Source organism: Calditrichota bacterium, assembly GCA_016867835.1.
Lineage (GTDB): Bacteria > Electryoneota > AABM5-125-24 > Hatepunaeales > Hatepunaeaceae > VGIQ01.
On record VGIQ01000007.1, the window covers coordinates 1 to 16172 of the forward strand.

The 16172-nt window shown below is 58.1% G+C and carries 13 protein-coding genes and 1 tRNA gene; 11 read left to right on the forward strand and 3 right to left on the reverse strand.

The annotated features are described in order from the left end of the window. Positions 1-373: 373 nt before the first annotated feature. From FJY67_01535 to FJY67_01585, 11 genes are all read left to right on the forward strand, one after another. Entirely contained in the window at positions 374-1105 is a 732-nt protein-coding gene (locus FJY67_01535; GenBank protein ID MBM3328142.1) for a hypothetical protein, read from the forward strand. Positions 1106-1365: 260 nt separating this feature from the next. Continuing rightward, a complete protein-coding gene (locus FJY67_01540; protein MBM3328143.1) occupies positions 1366-1578 on the forward strand; it encodes a type II toxin-antitoxin system HicB family antitoxin in 213 nt (70 codons plus the stop codon). A 19-nt stretch (positions 1579-1597) separates the two neighbouring features. Then, entirely contained in the window at positions 1598-1894 is a 297-nt protein-coding gene (locus FJY67_01545) for an HNH endonuclease (protein MBM3328144.1), read from the forward strand. Between the two features lie 130 nt (positions 1895-2024). Next, positions 2025-2231, forward strand: coding sequence for a type II toxin-antitoxin system HicB family antitoxin (locus FJY67_01550; GenBank protein MBM3328145.1), 207 nt, complete (start codon positions 2025-2027; stop codon positions 2229-2231). Next, positions 2228-2440: a type II toxin-antitoxin system HicA family toxin gene (locus FJY67_01555; GenBank protein MBM3328146.1), complete on the forward strand. Its 213-nt coding sequence runs from the start codon at positions 2228-2230 to the stop codon at positions 2438-2440. Before FJY67_01550 ends, FJY67_01555 begins: the two co-directional genes overlap by 4 nt. A gap of 153 nt (positions 2441-2593) precedes the next feature. Beyond that, a complete protein-coding gene (locus FJY67_01560; protein MBM3328147.1) occupies positions 2594-2812 on the forward strand; it encodes a type II toxin-antitoxin system HicB family antitoxin in 219 nt (72 codons plus the stop codon). A 251-nt stretch (positions 2813-3063) separates the two neighbouring features. After that, a complete protein-coding gene (locus tag FJY67_01565) occupies positions 3064-3270 on the forward strand; it encodes a type II toxin-antitoxin system HicB family antitoxin (GenBank protein MBM3328148.1) in 207 nt (68 codons plus the stop codon). Between the two features lie 134 nt (positions 3271-3404). Next, positions 3405-3478 (forward strand) — tRNA-Arg (locus FJY67_01570). A 61-nt stretch (positions 3479-3539) separates the two neighbouring features. After that, positions 3540-6986: a CPBP family intramembrane metalloprotease gene (locus tag FJY67_01575; GenBank protein MBM3328149.1), complete on the forward strand. Its 3447-nt coding sequence runs from the start codon at positions 3540-3542 to the stop codon at positions 6984-6986. Between the two features lie 376 nt (positions 6987-7362). Then, positions 7363-7644, forward strand: a complete 282-nt coding sequence (locus tag FJY67_01580; protein ID MBM3328150.1) for an RNA-binding protein — start codon at positions 7363-7365, stop codon at positions 7642-7644. 335 nt (positions 7645-7979) lie between these two features. Further along, positions 7980-9395 carry a cyclic nucleotide-binding domain-containing protein gene (locus FJY67_01585; protein MBM3328151.1) on the forward strand — a complete coding sequence of 472 codons (1416 nt, stop codon included), beginning with the start codon at positions 7980-7982 and terminating at the stop codon, positions 9393-9395. Positions 9396-9468: 73 nt separating this feature from the next. Here the strand turns inward: FJY67_01585 and metH are convergent, their stop codons facing one another. From metH to FJY67_01600, 3 genes are all read right to left on the reverse strand, one after another. Continuing rightward, positions 9469-13065: a methionine synthase gene (gene metH / locus FJY67_01590; GenBank protein ID MBM3328152.1), complete on the reverse strand. Its 3597-nt coding sequence runs from the start codon at positions 13063-13065 to the stop codon at positions 9469-9471. A gap of 107 nt (positions 13066-13172) precedes the next feature. Further along, a complete protein-coding gene (locus FJY67_01595) occupies positions 13173-15410 on the reverse strand; it encodes a DNA translocase FtsK (GenBank protein ID MBM3328153.1) in 2238 nt (745 codons plus the stop codon). 126 nt (positions 15411-15536) lie between these two features. Then, a complete protein-coding gene (locus FJY67_01600; protein MBM3328154.1) occupies positions 15537-16121 on the reverse strand; it encodes a hypothetical protein in 585 nt (194 codons plus the stop codon). Between the last annotated feature and the right edge of the window lie 51 nt (positions 16122-16172).

A 16172-nucleotide genomic window follows, 5' to 3' on the forward strand; every position in this document is an offset into this window, starting at 1 on the left:
TATACCCCTGATGGGCACAACCTACACCGACGTCACCCTGCGCGCCTTTACCAACGGCGCCAAGGCTTACACCGACCGGTTCCTGGTGGACACCGGAGCGATCGACTGCGTCGCGCCGGGGGGGGGAGGCTAAGGGAAGTGGGTATCCTCAAGGTCAACCCCATCACCCAAGAACTGGAGAGACTTCCGGTCAGTTTGTTGAAGGGGATGGAGGGATGCTTGACTTCCCTCGCCCAATTGTTTATGATATACTCGTGATGGGCACAGCATACACTGACGCCAGGAATTGCGCGGTCACCAAATTGGCGAGAAGCTCTTTTCGCTGCGTTCTTCTCTGGCTACGAAAGTCACAAAGACTCAATCTGAGGTATACATGAATATCGCCTCTTTGTCAACAAATCTATCTTTCGGTACTATAATACTTTGCATTATAGTCACGCTATTGACTGGATGTACCACAGCCTACAATCTGTCGCCGATTATTAGCACAATTAATAGTCAGGAGTTGTTCTATGCAGATGGAAAACAAGTAGCAATTTCAAGATTGAATCAAACTGAAGTTTGCATTTGGATCAATAAGACAGCGGATGATGAATTTCTACTGCACCTAGTTTATAGAAACAACTCTACTATCCCAATAAATGTCTTTCCAGAGCAAATTCACCTTGAGTGGCTAAGCAAGTATGAGGGGCCGAAGAGGCAAGCTGTCTACAGTTCTGATAAATATTTAAGCCGACTTCGAAAGCAACAAGCATGGGCGAATGTCGCCTCTGCAATAGGTGCAGCTGCTGAGTCATATGGGGCTGGACGTAGTAAGACATATGGAACTGTGTCAGGACAGCCCGTATATCTTGAAACTTATGACCCGGCCAAGAAAGCAATGGTTGACCAGAAGAATAGCGAAGAAATGGCGAGACAAGTAACACAACAGAGCATTATTTATGCTGCAACTGAACAAGGCTTACTTAAGTCAAATACTCTATTGCCTGGCTACTATGTTGAAGGAAACGTGATGGCCAGATTCTCATATCAAAAACGTATCGCAATTGTTGTGCCATTTGGAGAAGTCGTTCATAGATTTGAATTTGTCGCACCTGCCCAATAGTAATTTATTGCTATGCACTTTGAAAATATTTCTCTGACTGTCCTTTACGTCGAGCAAAGGCTTAACCTCACAGATCAAATCCTTTCCACCACTTCAAGAGGAGGAGTCCTTGTGAGATTTGTTGGATGTCCGTGAACTGCGCGAAGACTTGCTCGACTATGCGGCGATGCTGGAAGCGGAAGCCGAAGGTGGTGAGTCCGTGACCATAGAAGAGTTCCTCGCAGGCGAACGCACCTATGTAAACTGAGCTCTGTGCGGCTGTGCCTAAATACGAAATCATCATCCACTGGGACGAAATCGACCGGTGCTACATCGCCGATGTCCCGGAACTTCCCGGCTGTATTGCGCATGGCAGCACCTACGAACAGGCGCTAACCGAAGCCAAGGAGGCCATGGCGCTTTGGCTCGACACCGCAAAAGAGTTCGGCGATCCTATCCCGGAACCGAAGGGCAGACGCTTGCTATTTGCCTGAACTAATTACCCTTTCACCAATGTCCATTTTCAATTTCTTTAAAAATCTCTTTTCTCCACCCAAAACTTACATCAACTCCCGCGGCTATCGGCGCTTCAAGGATTCCGGCAAGCCCGTTCATCGTTGGGTTGCAGAGAAGAAACTTGGCCGTCGTCTCCGGAAAGGCGAAGTCGTTCACCACAAAGACCGCAATAAGTCGAACAACAGCCCCTGGAATCTGTGGGTCTTTCGCAGCCAAAAGGAGCACGACCGAGCTCACCGCGCCGACGCCCGCCGCCACGGCAAGCGCGCCAGTTTCTGGGGATTTGGCAGGTAATCCAGTTAGCTATACACATCTGCCGCATCACTTGTTGTCCCAAAATCCCCGGCGCCAGCGGGCAGGGAAAGTTGTCATATGTTATGCAAGCAAGGCTTCAGAACTAAATCCGTAAGAAAAGGGATCCCCAATGCAATACACCATCGAAACCGAGCAAGAGACCGACGGCCGCTGGATCGCTGAAATTAGCGAACTGCCGGGAGTAATGAAGTATGGCAAGAGTCGTTTGGACGCGATCGCGCAGGCTCAGGCTCTTGCTTTGCGGGTCGTCGCCGATCGGATTGAACAGGGCGACCAAATCACTGAGCCGATTAAGATCACTTTTGCAGCGGCATGAGCCAATGGCCAAGCCGAAGAGCCAGTCGGGTTTTGTCCGCTTTGCTTAAGATTGGCTGGACAATCAAACGATCATCCGGGTCACATAAGACGCTTGTTAGGCCCGGCTATCCCAATTTTGTGTTTGCTTTTCATTCCGACGAGGAAATCGGCCCCAAAATGTTAGCCAGAATCGCCAAACACACGGGCTTGAAGCCGGACGACTTATGAATCAACCTGCATCTGTTCGATAACATCACGACCGCGCTCACCGCGCAGACGCCCGCCGCCACAGCACCCACGCCAGTTACCGCGGCTTCGGGAAATGATTCCTTGTTGCCTTATCGTCAAACCAAAACCGAAATGTAGTTAGCATTTTCCCTTATGATCATCAATCCCAATGACACCCAACTTCGGAAAGACGAAGACGGAAACTGGATCGCGCTAAGCGATCAATTACCCGGCTGCCACGCTTCGGGGCAGTCCGAAATAGAGGCTTATTTTGCCTTTCAGGATGCTGCCAAAGCCCATCTCGAAGCCCTTAAAGATACCGCGCGACCGATTCCCGAGGCATTTCGAGATAAATGCGTGCTGGTGGCTTAGTGGGAATACATTACCCAGGTTGGAATTCACAGCAGTTAGAGCGACGACTTCGTGAATTGGGATGTGAACTACTTCGCCAAAGGGGAAGCCATAAACACTTTTCGAACCCGTTTTAGCCTGAACAATTGATCACTTACCCTGACCATTCAGGAGATATTCCACGCGGAATCATCGAGGATATCATTCGGGATTTAGGCATGTCAAAAGAACAGTTCTATGACCTTAACTACATTCCTTAGCCCAACTCCGCCATAATTCATCTGGGAGTAGGTGGACCGGTGTTCATCGGCTGCTGTCCCGAAATCTCCGGTGCCAACGGGCAGTGCGTTACCCGGGAAGATTGCCGCGCCAACCTGCTCGAAGCAACCGATCTCGTGCTCGAAATGCGAGCCGAAGATGGGCAGCACGGAGTCCCGCAGGATGCTGAAGTCGAGCAAATCCCCTCCGGACTAACTTGAACCCGCACCTCCCCCCTCCCTCATAGCCTGACCTCAAGACCTCTTCATTTGCCGTCGATGCCATTCTCAGTCCCCAAGCCTTGAACTCCCGCTCCGGGTGGCTTATATTAGGCGTTCGACCTTTCCCCATCGACGCGCCCGTAGCTCAGTTGGATAGAGCGCAAGCCTCCGGAGCTTGAGGTCGTGGGTTCGAATCCCTCCGGGCGTGCATTACCTTCCAAACCAAGCGGCGGACCCCGCTCCGCCCATCTTCTAACGCGGAGGCTCCCATGTCGTCCGTCCGTTCCAATCGCAACTTCATCCTCGTCTTCGGTGTCGTAGCCGTCCTGTTCCTCATTTACGGCGTCGTCAACTTCCACGAAGCCTTCCCCGAAATCGGCATCGACTTCAAGGTGCCGCGCGAGGAAGCGGTTACCCTCGCCGAGCAATTCCTTCAAGGTCGGGGCGTCGATCTGACCGGCTACCGCCGCATTGCCCTCTTCAACTACGCCGGCGGGACGAAAGTCTATCTCGAGCGTGAGTTAGGCGTCCCGCAACTGGTCAGCCTCGCCCAGGACACGATCGACGTCTGGCATTGGCGGGTGCGGTTCTATAAGACGCTCCAGAAACTGGAATACTCGGTCTATGTCGATCCATCGGGACGGATTACCGGGTTTCAACGCAAACTCGAGGAGAACGCCGCCGGGCCGACGCTCGACAGCCTCGCCGCGCGAGCCCTTGCCGAAGCCTTCATTATCGGCCCCATGGGGGTCGATCTGGCGAAATGGGACCCGGCTTCGACCGGCTTCGAGGATCGCCCGGCGCGGCGCGACTGGTCGTTCGAATACGAACTGCGCGGCTTTAAAGCCAAGGAGGCTCCCTACCGGATGCGGGTGCAGGTGCAGGGCGCCGAAGTCGGCTACTTCCAACGGCACCTTCGCGTCCCCGACGAGTGGTGGCGTGAGTGGGAAAACCAGCGGTCGCAGAACACCCTCTACCAGACCATCGACGAGGTGCTCGCCTTCCTGACGATGGTCTTGATCTTCATCTTTTTCCTGCGGCACATCAAAGCCGGGCAGATCACCTGGCGCTTCGCGATCTATCTGGCCGGAGCGCTCACCGTCGCCCTTTTCCTTGCCGGGTTCAACACCCTGCCTCTCTCTTATGGCTGGTATGAGACGACCGACTCCTTTGGTGCCCATGTCGGCGAGCAACTCCTCTTCAGCCTTCTCGGCGGGCTGGTGCAAGGTCTCCAACTGCTGCTCCTGATCGGCGCAGGGGAATGGCTTTACCGCCAGTATCATCCCGGCAAACTCTACCTTCCAGCACTCTTCACCAAGCGCGGCTTCCAGTCCCGCGAGATGTTTCAAGCGACGCTGGTCGGCTACCTTATGGCCGCCTTTCACATCGGCTTTGTGGTGCTCTTCTATGTCGTCGGGAAGGGGCTCGGCTTTTGGGCGCCTGCCGATGTGAAGTATAGCAACGCCGTATCAACCGCGATTCCGTGGATCTACCCGCTTGCCATATCGATGATGGCGGCGCTCTCGGAGGAATTCTGGTTCCGCCTCTGGGGCGTTCATTTCTTCAAGAAGTGGACCCACTCCACCGCCCTCGGAGTGATCATTCCGGCCTTCATCTGGGGTTTTCTACATTCGGTCTATCCGCAACAGCCCGGTTTCGTGCGCGGGATCGAGGTCGGTCTGATCGGAATCGTCGCCGGGGTCGTGATGCTGCGCTTCGGGATCTGGGCGACCCTCACCTGGCACTTCGTGATCGATGCAATCTTCATCGGCCTCTTTCTCTTTCAGTCGTCGAACGCCTACTTTTGGATCAGCGGCCTGATTGTCGTCGGTGTGCTGGCTATCCCGGCGATAGTCGCGGTGGTGGTCTATCTTCGCCGCCACGCCCTTGCGCCAGTCGATGACCTGCTCAATCAAGCCATCGAAACGCCTCCCCGACGGAAAGAACTTGAAGCCCCGGCAGCAGAGGAAGCAATAGCCGAACCGACCCGAGATCGATCCGCTGTTCATTATCAGGGACTTTCGCCGGCAGCCGTCAAGTGGGCTACGATTGTCGGTGTCATCGGGTTGCTGTTGATGGTAGCAGGACCTGCGCCGCGCGAGTTTGGAGACAAGTTCAAGCCGACTGTTGACCGCGTCAAGGCTATAGAACTGGCTACCGCTGCATTAGTCGAGCGCTACCGGATCGATCCCGACACCTTACTGATTTCGGCGCGATTGCCTGCCTCTGACGATGATGGCCCTGACTCCAGATCTTCCATCCAGAGCAACTCCCAACTCTCCTATGTGAAACGTCACGGAACGCTCGACGATGCCGAGCGGATATTTCTTTCAGACGACGGTGTAGGTAGATACTCCTGGTCGGTTGTCTTCAAGCGAGAGAAGAACGCCGAGTGGTATTCGGCAAGCGTCCGAATATTAGATGGCCGGGTGATACTTCACCATATCCTGCCGGACTCGGCGGCCGGTCCGATCTGGCCCGTCGATTCGGCACGGACGCTCGCGCAAGCGGCTTTTGAGCGCGAGTTCCCCGATCACGCCAACTGGCACATTCTCGAAGAGAATAGCCATAAATTGCCAAACCGCCTCGACTGGAACTTCACCTATGAGACTCTGAACCCGGTCGTCGGTGAAGCGCACTTTCGAGCAAACGTCTCAGTGCGCGGCAGCGAAGTGATCTCGGGCGGCAAGTGGCTCAAGGTGCCTGAAACCTGGGAACGTCACGAGGAAAAACGTGGCATCGGAAAGGTCGTCCTTGCGGCGCTGCTGGCGGTCATTATCATTGGCGCGCTGGTCTATGCCATAGCCGCCTTCGGTCGCCGGTTCAAACGGCAGGAGATAGAGTGGCGGACCGCGACCTGGTTCGGCGTCGCCACCGCGCTGCTGGCGCTAGTCGCGATGGTCAATGGTTGGGCCGACATCTGGAGCGACTACCGGACGTCGATCCCTGTCGCGACCTTCCTGACTACCCGTATCGCGACGCTGCTGGTAGGACTGCTTTTGGGTGCCTTCCTGACGATTCCTGTCATCGCACTAGTTGAGGCACTGATACGGGAACGTCATCGCCATTCAGCCTGGTTCGGTCTTCGGCCGCTTCATCCAAATGCCACCGTAGACGGCATGGCTGTCGTCTTCGGAGTGATGGGGGTGATGCTCAGCATGAAGTATCTCTTCTCCGCCGCTGAAGGTTGGCTCGGGATGCCGGTGCACAGTTACGGACTAAACCTGACCGGGGAATTGGAGCACTTCATCCCGTGGCTCTCCGGTCTCACCAGCGGGCTTGGGAATTACCTTCAAGCCGCGGCGCTGCTCTTCGTGGTGATACTCTTTCAGGACGCGGTCAAAGCCGGCTGGCTGCGCGGACTTTTGATTGCAGTCATCGCGTCGGTCTTCTCGCTGCAGAACTTCGGCACGGGAGGCAACCTGACGACCGGTGAAATGGTCTGGCAGGCGGTCCAGGGCGTGATCTGGGCCGGTGCTATCTACTATCTTGTCACCTACTGGGTCGGGGGACGCCTCTGGGCACTAATAGCCGGGATGATCGTCGTTGACTTCTACAAGATCGGCGGCGCGTTCACGGCTTGGGAAGGTGCGCCTTGGTTTGATCAGGGAGTGGTCCTCAAGTTCCTGGCTGCCGGAGTCTTCCTTTACGTCGTCATTTTAGGGAGCAAAGCGCGCAAGATTCGTGCTGAAGTCCCTTCCGGAGGTGACGCCTGACTGCTGCTCTTTTGGAGAATCAACGCAAGTTGCGCATTTTCGCTTGACAAAGGCGCATCTCCGCTTTATATTGGGACATCCAATGGATAGCGCAGGTCGGATGCGCCTGGCGAAGCAGGTCACTGCTTCGGCGATGCTGAATGCGTGTTTCTCTATTGGAAACCGGTTGGGTGGGTGTCAGAGGGGGCGCCTCTGTTGGGTTACCTGCCTGCCGGACGACGCGTCGGATCGAGTTCGAGGTGTGAAGTTTGGGCGGAATGACGAGACTGGAGAGGACGGGATTTATCCCGCCCTTTGAATATGCTTGTCTGCCGGAAGAGTCGAAGGCCACCAGCGTGCTCGTGCGACGGCAATGAACAATGTGTAAAGGAAGTCAATGAAGAAACGGCTCTACGTAGGGAATCTGGCTTACACGGTCTCTTCCGATCAATTGCGGGAGATGTTCTCGGCTCACGGCGAAGTGAGCGATGCCGCAGTCATCAGCGATCGGGACACCGGTCGTTCGAAGGGTTTCGGCTTTGTCGAGATGGCGACCGAGGAAGGTGCGCGCAAGGCGATCGAGGCGCTTCACGATCTGAAGATCGGCGGACGCAACATCGTCGTCAATGAGGCCCGGGAGCGCGATGCGCGGCCCGCCGCCGGCGGCAGGATGCGGTAGGTTCCCCGCTTACAGCGGAAAACGAAACGCCCGCAACTCGAAAGGGTTGCGGGCGGGTCGTTTTTGAACCACAAGTCTATAACAGAAACACTTGGGATTCGCCTTGTCGCAGTGCGACGAAGTGCCTATATTGAGTTCGTTGGAATCTCGCATCGTGCATGCCGGACGCCATCGTCCGAAATGCATCGGGGAGATGTGGTGCGGGTGGTCGATGGCGTCCACCCGGCACTTGAAAGAGCCTTTATTGACTACACCCTATCACGAGAAGTCGCTTTGACCAAACTTAAGTCTTTACTTCTCATCCTCAGCCTGCGGCGGAGTCGGTCTTTGCCGGTATGACACTTGTTAGCCAGGATCTTATATCCGGCGGTTACTTCACCTGGATGCATGCCTGGTGGGCGGTAGCCCTTGGAGCGCTCTCGGCGGCATCACTGCCGCTCGGATCGCTCGCCGGCATCCGGTTTAAGCCTTCGCCGGGGATAACCGGTGCGGCAGCCGCCTTCGGAGCGGGAGCACTTTTCGCTGCGCTCAGCGTCGAACTCGTCGCCCCGACCATGACCACTTCGGTGCAGACGCATCTTGCCAGCCCGGGCAGCCGCGATTACTTGTTGCCGCCGCTGGCGATGATTTTCGGCTGCATAGCGGGTGGACTCCTCTTCGTCTTCCTCGACCAGATCGTCAACCGCCATGGCGGCTACCTCCGCAAAACCGCCACCGCCATCACCTACCTCGGCGAGCGTCGCGAAAAGCGCAATCGCCGAATGCTCGAGATCATCTCCCGCAGCCATTATCTAATGACGCTCAGTCCCTCGGAAGTGAGACCGCTGGTCGATCTGATGCGGCCGATCGTCTTCACACCTTCCGAGTGGCTCTTTCAAGCCGGTGATCCGGCCGACCGGGTGTTTCTGGTCGAAGAGGGCGAAGTGGACTTAATTCGCGACGGCCGACAGTTCCAACGTCTCGGTGCCGGGGAGATCATCGGCGAGGTGGCGGTCCTACTCAACTCGCCGAGACATGTCAGCGCCCGGGCATCCGGGGTCGTCAAAGCCTGGATGCTGAACAAGGCCGACTTCGAGCGGATAAGAGCCGTTTCGCCTGGACTTGCAGAGATTACCAGTCGCATCGCCGCCGACCGTCTGGTCGATTGGGCGAAGAAAGAGCGCAGGATGGGGCGGGAATCGGTAGAGTGGGCTTCTGCCGCTGCGAAAGCGGTGGGAGGTGCAAGCCGGCTGGTTCCCGATCCGATGGAGATTCGCAAGGCAGCCGAGAGCCATTCAGGTGCGCCTCTGGCGATTTGGCTCGGGATATTTCTTGACGGGATACCTGAAAGTTTCGTCATCGGTATGACCTTCCTTGCCTCGCTGACGGCAAAAATGCATACCGGCGTGCCGACCTTCCTCGACGTGGTTCCCTATACCCTTATCGCGGGTCTTTTCCTCTCCAATTTTCCAGAAGCGATGTCGGCTTCGGTCGGGATGCGGCATCAAGGCTGGTCTGTGCTGCGGGTCCTCTGGCTCTGGACCAGTCTGATGCTGATGACGGGACTTGGCGCGGGACTCGGCTACGCCATCGGCGCCGATGTTCCGCATGCGGTGACGGTCCTGATCGAAGGTGTGGCGGCGGGGGCAATGTTGACGATGATCGCGCAGACGATGATCCCGGAAGCGGTTCACCTCGGCGGACCGAACGTTACCGGTCTGGCGACGCTCTTCGGCTTCCTTGGCGCGGTAGCCTTCAAGTTGCTGGAATGATACAAGACACTTTGAGGGCGGAATTCCTACCGCCATCAAAAACTCGTCATCCCACCCTAAACTTTAGATTCACCTACAGCGCATAATACTGCCCGGCCGGGTGGTGGAAGACGACCGCAGTAACCGATCCCTCCGGATGCATCATGTAGCCCTCGGTCAATTCGACGCCGATCCGCTCCGGCTTCAGCAACTCGAAGAGAGGTGCTTGGTCTTCAAGTTGCGGGCAGGCAGGATAGCCGAAGGATAGCCTTATGCCCCGGTATTTCGTCCGGAAGAGATCGGCAACCGATAGTGCCGGGTCATCGGGAAATCCCCACTCGGTCCGGATACGGCGGTGAACCCATTCGGCAGTTGCTTCGGCCAATTCGATAGCCACCGCTTGAAGGATCAGCGACGCCAGGAGACGCCCCTCCTTGCGCATCTGCGCCGCTTTGGTGCTGGTCTCGATACCGGCCGTAGTTACGAAGAGGCAGACGTGGTCGCCGCCCTCGTCCGGCGGGCGGATCCAGTCAACCGCGCTGATGCCGGCCCGGCCCTGCTGTCGCGGGAAGGAAAAACTTCTCAATAGAGAGATCACAGAGGATTCGGCGGTATCCTTTTCGGTGTTCTCCGGGTCCTCTCTGTTGAGAATGATCTGCTCCCCGTCCGGGACCGCACGGAACCACTGATAGACTGCCTTTGGCGCATAAATCCCCTCCGCCGCAGCCACTTTCACCACCTCTTCGACATGCTCCCTTAGTTTCAGCAACTTCGGGTCGCGGCCCTCAAGTAGTTTGCGCGTAATCCCCTTGACCCCAAGGTGTTTGCCATAGAGCATCTGCTCGTTCAAATAGGGCCAGACATCGTCAATAGTGATATTTGTCAGGATGTGCTCGCCCTTGTCCGGCGGAACCGGAACATCGGTGGGAAGCCAACGACTCTGGACGGCCGATCCTGTCCCTGGCGATTCGCGTCCATTCCGAGCTAACGCATCAACATTGACTTTAGCATTAGCATTGGCATTAACTTCGTTGTCCCTAAGTCGCTTCCACTCCGCTTCAAGCACCCTGCGCCGCGCCGGTTCGACAATCTGGTTGGCGAGCGCCAGCCCGTCCATCGCTTCATCGGCATAGAAGACCGGCCCGCCGTAGGCCGGAGCGATCCGCGCCAGGGTGAACTTCTTCGACAGTGCTGCGCCGCCGACCAGAACCGGCAGATCAATCCCGGCTACGCGCAAGTCCGACGCGGTATCGACCATCTGCTGAGCGCTCCGGACCAGCAGCCCCGAGAGACCGATGATGTCGGGTTGATGCTCGCGGGCGGCCTCGATCAATGTCTCCGGGGGAACCTTGATGCCCAGATTGATCACTTCGAAGCCGTTGTTCGAGAGGATCATATCGACGAGGTTCTTGCCGATGTCGTGAACGTCGCCCTTTACCGTCGCGAGGATCACCCGGCCCTTGACTGCCCCCGAAGCGCCCGGCGGGAAATGCGGCTTAAGGAACTCGACAGCCGTCTTCATCACCTCGGCCGATTCGAGCACTTCGGCGACAATGAGACGATTGTCGGCGAAGAGCCGTCCGACCTCGTCCATGCCCTTAAGGAGCGGCCCGTTGATCACCTCGAGCGGCCCCATCCGGGTCAGGAGTTCGGTCAGGTTGGCTTCCAGCCCCGTCTTGCGAGCTTCGACGACGGCCCGCGAGACTTGCTCATCAGCCGAGAGTCCAGCCCATTCGTCTGCCGATGAAGAGACCTTGGCAGTGCGAAAGTGCGCTGTGAACTCGGCGATTGCCTCGCTCGAGCCGGTCATTAACAAGCGCGCTGCCAGTTCAACCTCCTCGGGCGGGATCGTCGGATACCTCTTTAAGCCTTGAGTATTGACAATCGCCATGTCAAGTCCGGCCTTGGCGCAAAGATAGAGAAAGACCGAGTTGACGACTTCGCGCCCCGCCGGTGGCAAACCGAAAGAGACGTTCGAGATGCCGAGTATCGTAAGGCAGTGCGGGAAGCGCTCCTTGACGGCGCGGACGCCGTCGATCGTAGCCTCAGCCGAGCCGAGGTAGTTTGGATCACCGGTTCCGGCAGGAAAGACGAGCGGATCGAAGATGATGTCTGCTTCGGGGAGGCCGAACCCGCCGCACAGGATGTTGTGAATTTTCCCTGCAATCTCGAGTTTTCTCGGCACCGTAACGGCCATTCCTTGCACCGGGTCGTCGTCGATGAGGCCGCATATCAGTGACGCGCCGTAGTCTCTTGCGAGTGAAGCAACCTTGCGGAGCCGGGCTCCGCCGTCTTCGAGGTTGACCGAGTTGATCGCCGGTTTGCCGCCGATGGTCTTCAGTGCGGCTTCGACAATGGCAGTGTCGGTGGTATCGATAAGGAGCGGCACCCGGACTTTGCGCAAGAGCGGCCGAAGGACTGCAAGGAAGTCGGTTAGTTCTTCGCGGTCGGGATCGGCGGTGCAGAGGTCGATGGCGAGCGCGCCGCTGCGCTGCTGTTCGCGCCCGATCTCGGCGGCTTCGTCGATCCTTCCTTCGCCGATCAGCCGTTTGAACTTGCGGCTGCCAATGGTGTTGGTGCGCTCGCCGATATAGACCGGTTTGTTGTCGGGCTCGACGACGAGCGCTTCGGCACCCGCCAGAGCCGGATAGTGCCCGGCGAGGCCGTTCCCAGCGCTCGCCGCATTATCGGTCTCTTCAGCGTTCTGCGATCCTCCCACCGGCACCCTCACCTTCACCTCCGGCCGGCTGACGGCTTCCTTAAGCGCTCGGATATGGTCCGGCGTTGTGCCGCAACAGCCGCCGACGATGTTGACCCAGCCTTCGCGGGCAAACCGGCCGATCGCATCGAGGAAGACGTCGGGGCCGTCGCAGTAGTGGCCATCGACGTCGGGCAGTCCGGCGTTGGGCCAGACCGAGACCGGGAACCGGCTGATGCGGGCGAGCGCGCGGATATGGTCGGTCATTGCGGCCGGCCCGGTGGCGCAGTTGAGGCCGAGGAAGGCGAGGTCGAAGCCGCTGAAGGTGTGGTAAAGTGCTTCGATGGTCTGCCCGGCGAGCATCGAGCCGGAAGGTTCAATCGTTACTGAGAGGCCCACCGGCAACGTCCGGCGCAGGTCCCGCATTGCGCGGCGGATGCCCGCAAGCGAGGCTTTGACGTTGACGGTATCCTGCTGGGTTTCAAGGACGAGCAGATCGGCGCCGCCTTCGATCAGACCGGCGGAATAATCGTAGTAAGCGGCTTCGATCTCGTCGAAGGTTACACCGCCGGTTACCGAAATCGACCTTGTCCCCGGCCCCATCGAGCCCATAACAAGAGGGCGGAAATCATTGCCACCTCCTTCCCTTACCTTTTCGCCTCTCCACTCTTCAATCGCCTCCTTTGCCAACTCGGCGGATCGTCGCGCCAGTGCGCGCGCGCGTTGCCGGATGCCATACTCTTCGAGGACGATGGGGGAGCCATTGAAGGAGTTGGTCTCGATGATGTCGGCTCCAGCCTCGAGATAAGCGCGGTGGACGGCTTTGACGATTTGAGGCGCGAAGTCATTCAGCATCTCGTTGCAGCCAAAAAACGCCGCACCGCCAAAGTCGTCGTTGGTCGGCTTCAGCCGTTCGAGCGCCGTCCCGGTGGCTCCATCCGTAACGAGGATGCGGGAGGCAAGGGGGATGCTAAGGTTAGTGCTAATGCTAATGCTAATTTAAACTTGCCTAGTCAGGGAGGCTCAGACGATGGAGTGGTCTGGGTGATGTTGATCTTGCGATTTGTTTGAGGCTGGCGGACGCCCTCGTCTGCCTCTTCCTACTCAATCCCCCATCTCGCCTTCAACTCCTCCGGCGTGACTAACACTTCCCGGGCTTTCGAGCCGTCGAACGGCCCGACGATGCCGGCGCGCTCGAGTTCGTCTATCAGTCGTGCCGCGCGGGCATAGCCGACTCTAAGTCTTCGCTGCAAAATCGAGACTGATCCCTGATCGACGCCGACCACAATTCGCGCCGCCTCCTTGAAGAGTTCATCCACATCGGTCAGTTCCGCATCGCCCATCCCGGACGGCACCCGGATCTTCCCGGCGTCGGGCGACGGCAGTGAGAACGACGACAGATTGACCGGCTGTGAACGGATGTAGTCAACCACCCGCTCGACTTCGCCGGTGGTAACGAGCGCTCCATGGAGACGCTGCAACTTGGCTGTTCCGGGACCTTGATAGAGCATATCGCCGCGCCCGAGCAGCGCCTCGGCGCCGTTGCCGTCGAGAATCGTCCGCGAATCGGCTCGCGACGCCACCTGAAACGCGATCCGCACCGGGAAGTTGGCCTTGATCAGGCCGGTGACGACATCGACCGAAGGCCGCTGGGTCGCCACTATCAGGTGAATCCCTGCCGCCCGCGCCTTCTGCGCCAGGCGGACGATAAGGTCTTCGAACTCCCTCCGCGCCGTCAGCATCAAGTCGGCAAGTTCGTCGATCACTACGACGATATAGGGAAGATGTTCGCCGGTCGCACTTTCCGGTTCTCCGGCTTCCCGGCGACGTTCCTGCAAGCGGTGATACTCGTCAAGCCCCCGGACGCCGGCATCGGCGAGGATAGTATAACGTCGCTCCATTTCAAACGCCACCGATGTGAGCGCGGCGACGGCGTTCTCCGGCGTCGTTACGACCGCTTCGCCCAGTCCGGGCGGCGCCAGAAGGTGTTGATACTCGAGCCGGCCATAGAGCGACAATTCAATCTTCTTCGGATCGATCAGGAGAATCCGCAGGCTCAGCGGATCGTTCCGGAAGAGCAGGCTCAGGAGCAGCCCATTGATGCAGACCGACTTGCCCGACCCGGTCGCGCCGGCGATTAGTAAGTGCGGCATCCGGGCTAGATCGGTCAGAAATATCTGTCCTGCAGCATCCTTCCCGAGTCCCAGAATGAGCGGCGACTTGGCAGTATTGAACTCCTGAGAACCGAGCACTTCCCGAATGAAGACCGTCTCCGGGGCGCGGTTGGGGATTTCGACGCCGACGGCGTTTTCGCCCGGAATCGGCGCCAGAATCCGTATCCCGGGGGCCCGCAAAGCCATTGCGATGTCGTCGGAAAGCCCGGCGATGCGAGCGATCTTCACGTCCGCCGACGGTTCAAGGTCGTAGCGGGTGATGACCGGCCCCGGATTGGTCCGGATCACCTGCGCTTCAACGCCGAGACTGGCTAGTTTCGACTCGAGACGCCGCGAGTTTTCTTCGAGTTCTCCCCGATCGATGCGCGAGTTCTGCGCGGGAACCGGGTCGAGCAGCGCCAGCGGAGGCAGTTCATGCACTCCGGAACCGGACGCCGTCGCCAGAGGAACGATGCGGACCGGCACTTCCGGACGATGCTCACCTCGCACTACCTGCCGGCGATGGCTGCTCTCGCGATCATCGGTTTCGGGATAGGCATCGTCCTCATCCTTATCACCTTCGACATTCGCATCGCGCCTCAACTTGCCGGTCAGATAGAGTGGGAAGCGGTAGAAGAGTGCTTCCATTATTGCCATTGGCCGCAGGTCGAAGAGAAGAATGGAGGTCGCTATCAGGAGCGTCGCCCAGATTAGTATCGCGCCGGTGCGGTAGAAGAAGAAAATGGTGATGTCGGAGGCGAAGAGCGGAAGATAGCCGGAGTAGATAAGATCTGCAGGAAGGCTGCGCACAGCCCGGACGAGGGCGACGCCGATGCCGGTGAACCACCCGGCCAGAAGGACTATGCCTATGAACTTGCCAGGCCTGAACTTCCCCCCCGTGACCCGACCTGCAAGAGTCAACAGCAACACCAGCGGAATCGCGAATGCCCCGTAGCATCCGAAGGTGTTCTCAATGATGAAATGGCCGGCCGCGGCTCCGGCCTGGCCGACCCAGCCGCGAGTGCGTCCAGCACGGTCGCTACCTGGCGACTCGGAGACGTCGTAGGAAACAAGCGCGAGAGTCAGAAAGAGCGCGACGAATGCAATGGCCAGATAGAAGAGTTCGCTGCTCTTGCGGGACGATGCGGCTTTCGGCTTGGGGCTCAAGGCCGACCTGGGGCTCAAGGCTCAGGGCTCAGGGGGAATCGGGCACAATTCTTTAGATCGGCCTCTGCGCGAACCGAGCGGAGTGCAGACTCGAATGCTTGAGCACTGAGCCCTGGAGCACTTGAGCAGTTGAGCACTCCGGCGCTACTTCCCTTCCTTCCACTTGTCGAAGGCCTCGGTCTCCTTCGAGAGTTCATCGAAAACCTGCGACGAACGAAATCGGGTGTAAAGTTGTTCCTGCTTCTTGATCTTGTCAAGCAGCGCCTGCGAGGTCGCGCCGAGCGGCATCTTCATCAGAACATAGCAGCGATAGACGCCGCCCTCAGCGGCCAGTTCCGACTGATCGGTAATGACTCCCGACAGAACGGTCGAAACGACCGCTTTCGTCGCCTGCGTGAACATGTCGAGATACTGGGCATCCTCGGCAGTGCCGACCTCTTCCTGAAACCTCTTGGAGAGGCCGTCGAAGCGCGTCTCGACCGATTTGGCGATCTCCATCCGCGCGGCATCGGAAGCCTTGTCGCGCGCCAGTTGCATATCGCGCGATGTGGCGGTTCCGGTGCCAAAGAGGAACTGGGAGTCCTGTGGCGGACTCAGAAACCACTTGGGAGCGGCTTTGATGGTCTCGCTTGCCGCCGGGGGCGTGATGCCGGTCTTGGTTCCGCCGCAACCGACTAAAGCGAGCAGCGTCAGGGACGCCGCAACCGAGGTGAGTGTTGATGTGCGCATAGTGCTTAAGCGAAGGACAAGAAATGATAAACGATGAACGGATAACCGATA

What these genes read in the sequence shown, in the direction of transcription:
- FJY67_01535 (MBM3328142.1), top strand. Translation starts at nt 374, where the DNA reads ATGAATATCGCCTCTTTGTCAACAAATCTATCTTTCGGTACTATAATA.
- FJY67_01545 (MBM3328144.1), top strand. Translation starts at nt 1,598, where the DNA reads ATGTCCATTTTCAATTTCTTTAAAAATCTCTTTTCTCCACCCAAAACT.
- FJY67_01550 (MBM3328145.1), top strand. Translation starts at nt 2,025, where the DNA reads ATGCAATACACCATCGAAACCGAGCAAGAGACCGACGGCCGCTGGATC.
- FJY67_01555 (MBM3328146.1), top strand. Translation starts at nt 2,228, where the DNA reads ATGAGCCAATGGCCAAGCCGAAGAGCCAGTCGGGTTTTGTCCGCTTTG.
- FJY67_01560 (MBM3328147.1), top strand. Translation starts at nt 2,594, where the DNA reads ATGATCATCAATCCCAATGACACCCAACTTCGGAAAGACGAAGACGGA.
- FJY67_01575 (MBM3328149.1), top strand. Translation starts at nt 3,540, where the DNA reads ATGTCGTCCGTCCGTTCCAATCGCAACTTCATCCTCGTCTTCGGTGTC.
- FJY67_01580 (MBM3328150.1), top strand. Translation starts at nt 7,363, where the DNA reads ATGAAGAAACGGCTCTACGTAGGGAATCTGGCTTACACGGTCTCTTCC.
- FJY67_01585 (MBM3328151.1), top strand. Translation starts at nt 7,980, where the DNA reads ATGACACTTGTTAGCCAGGATCTTATATCCGGCGGTTACTTCACCTGG.
- FJY67_01600 (MBM3328154.1), bottom strand. Translation starts at nt 16,121, where the DNA reads ATGCGCACATCAACACTCACCTCGGTTGCGGCGTCCCTGACGCTGCTC.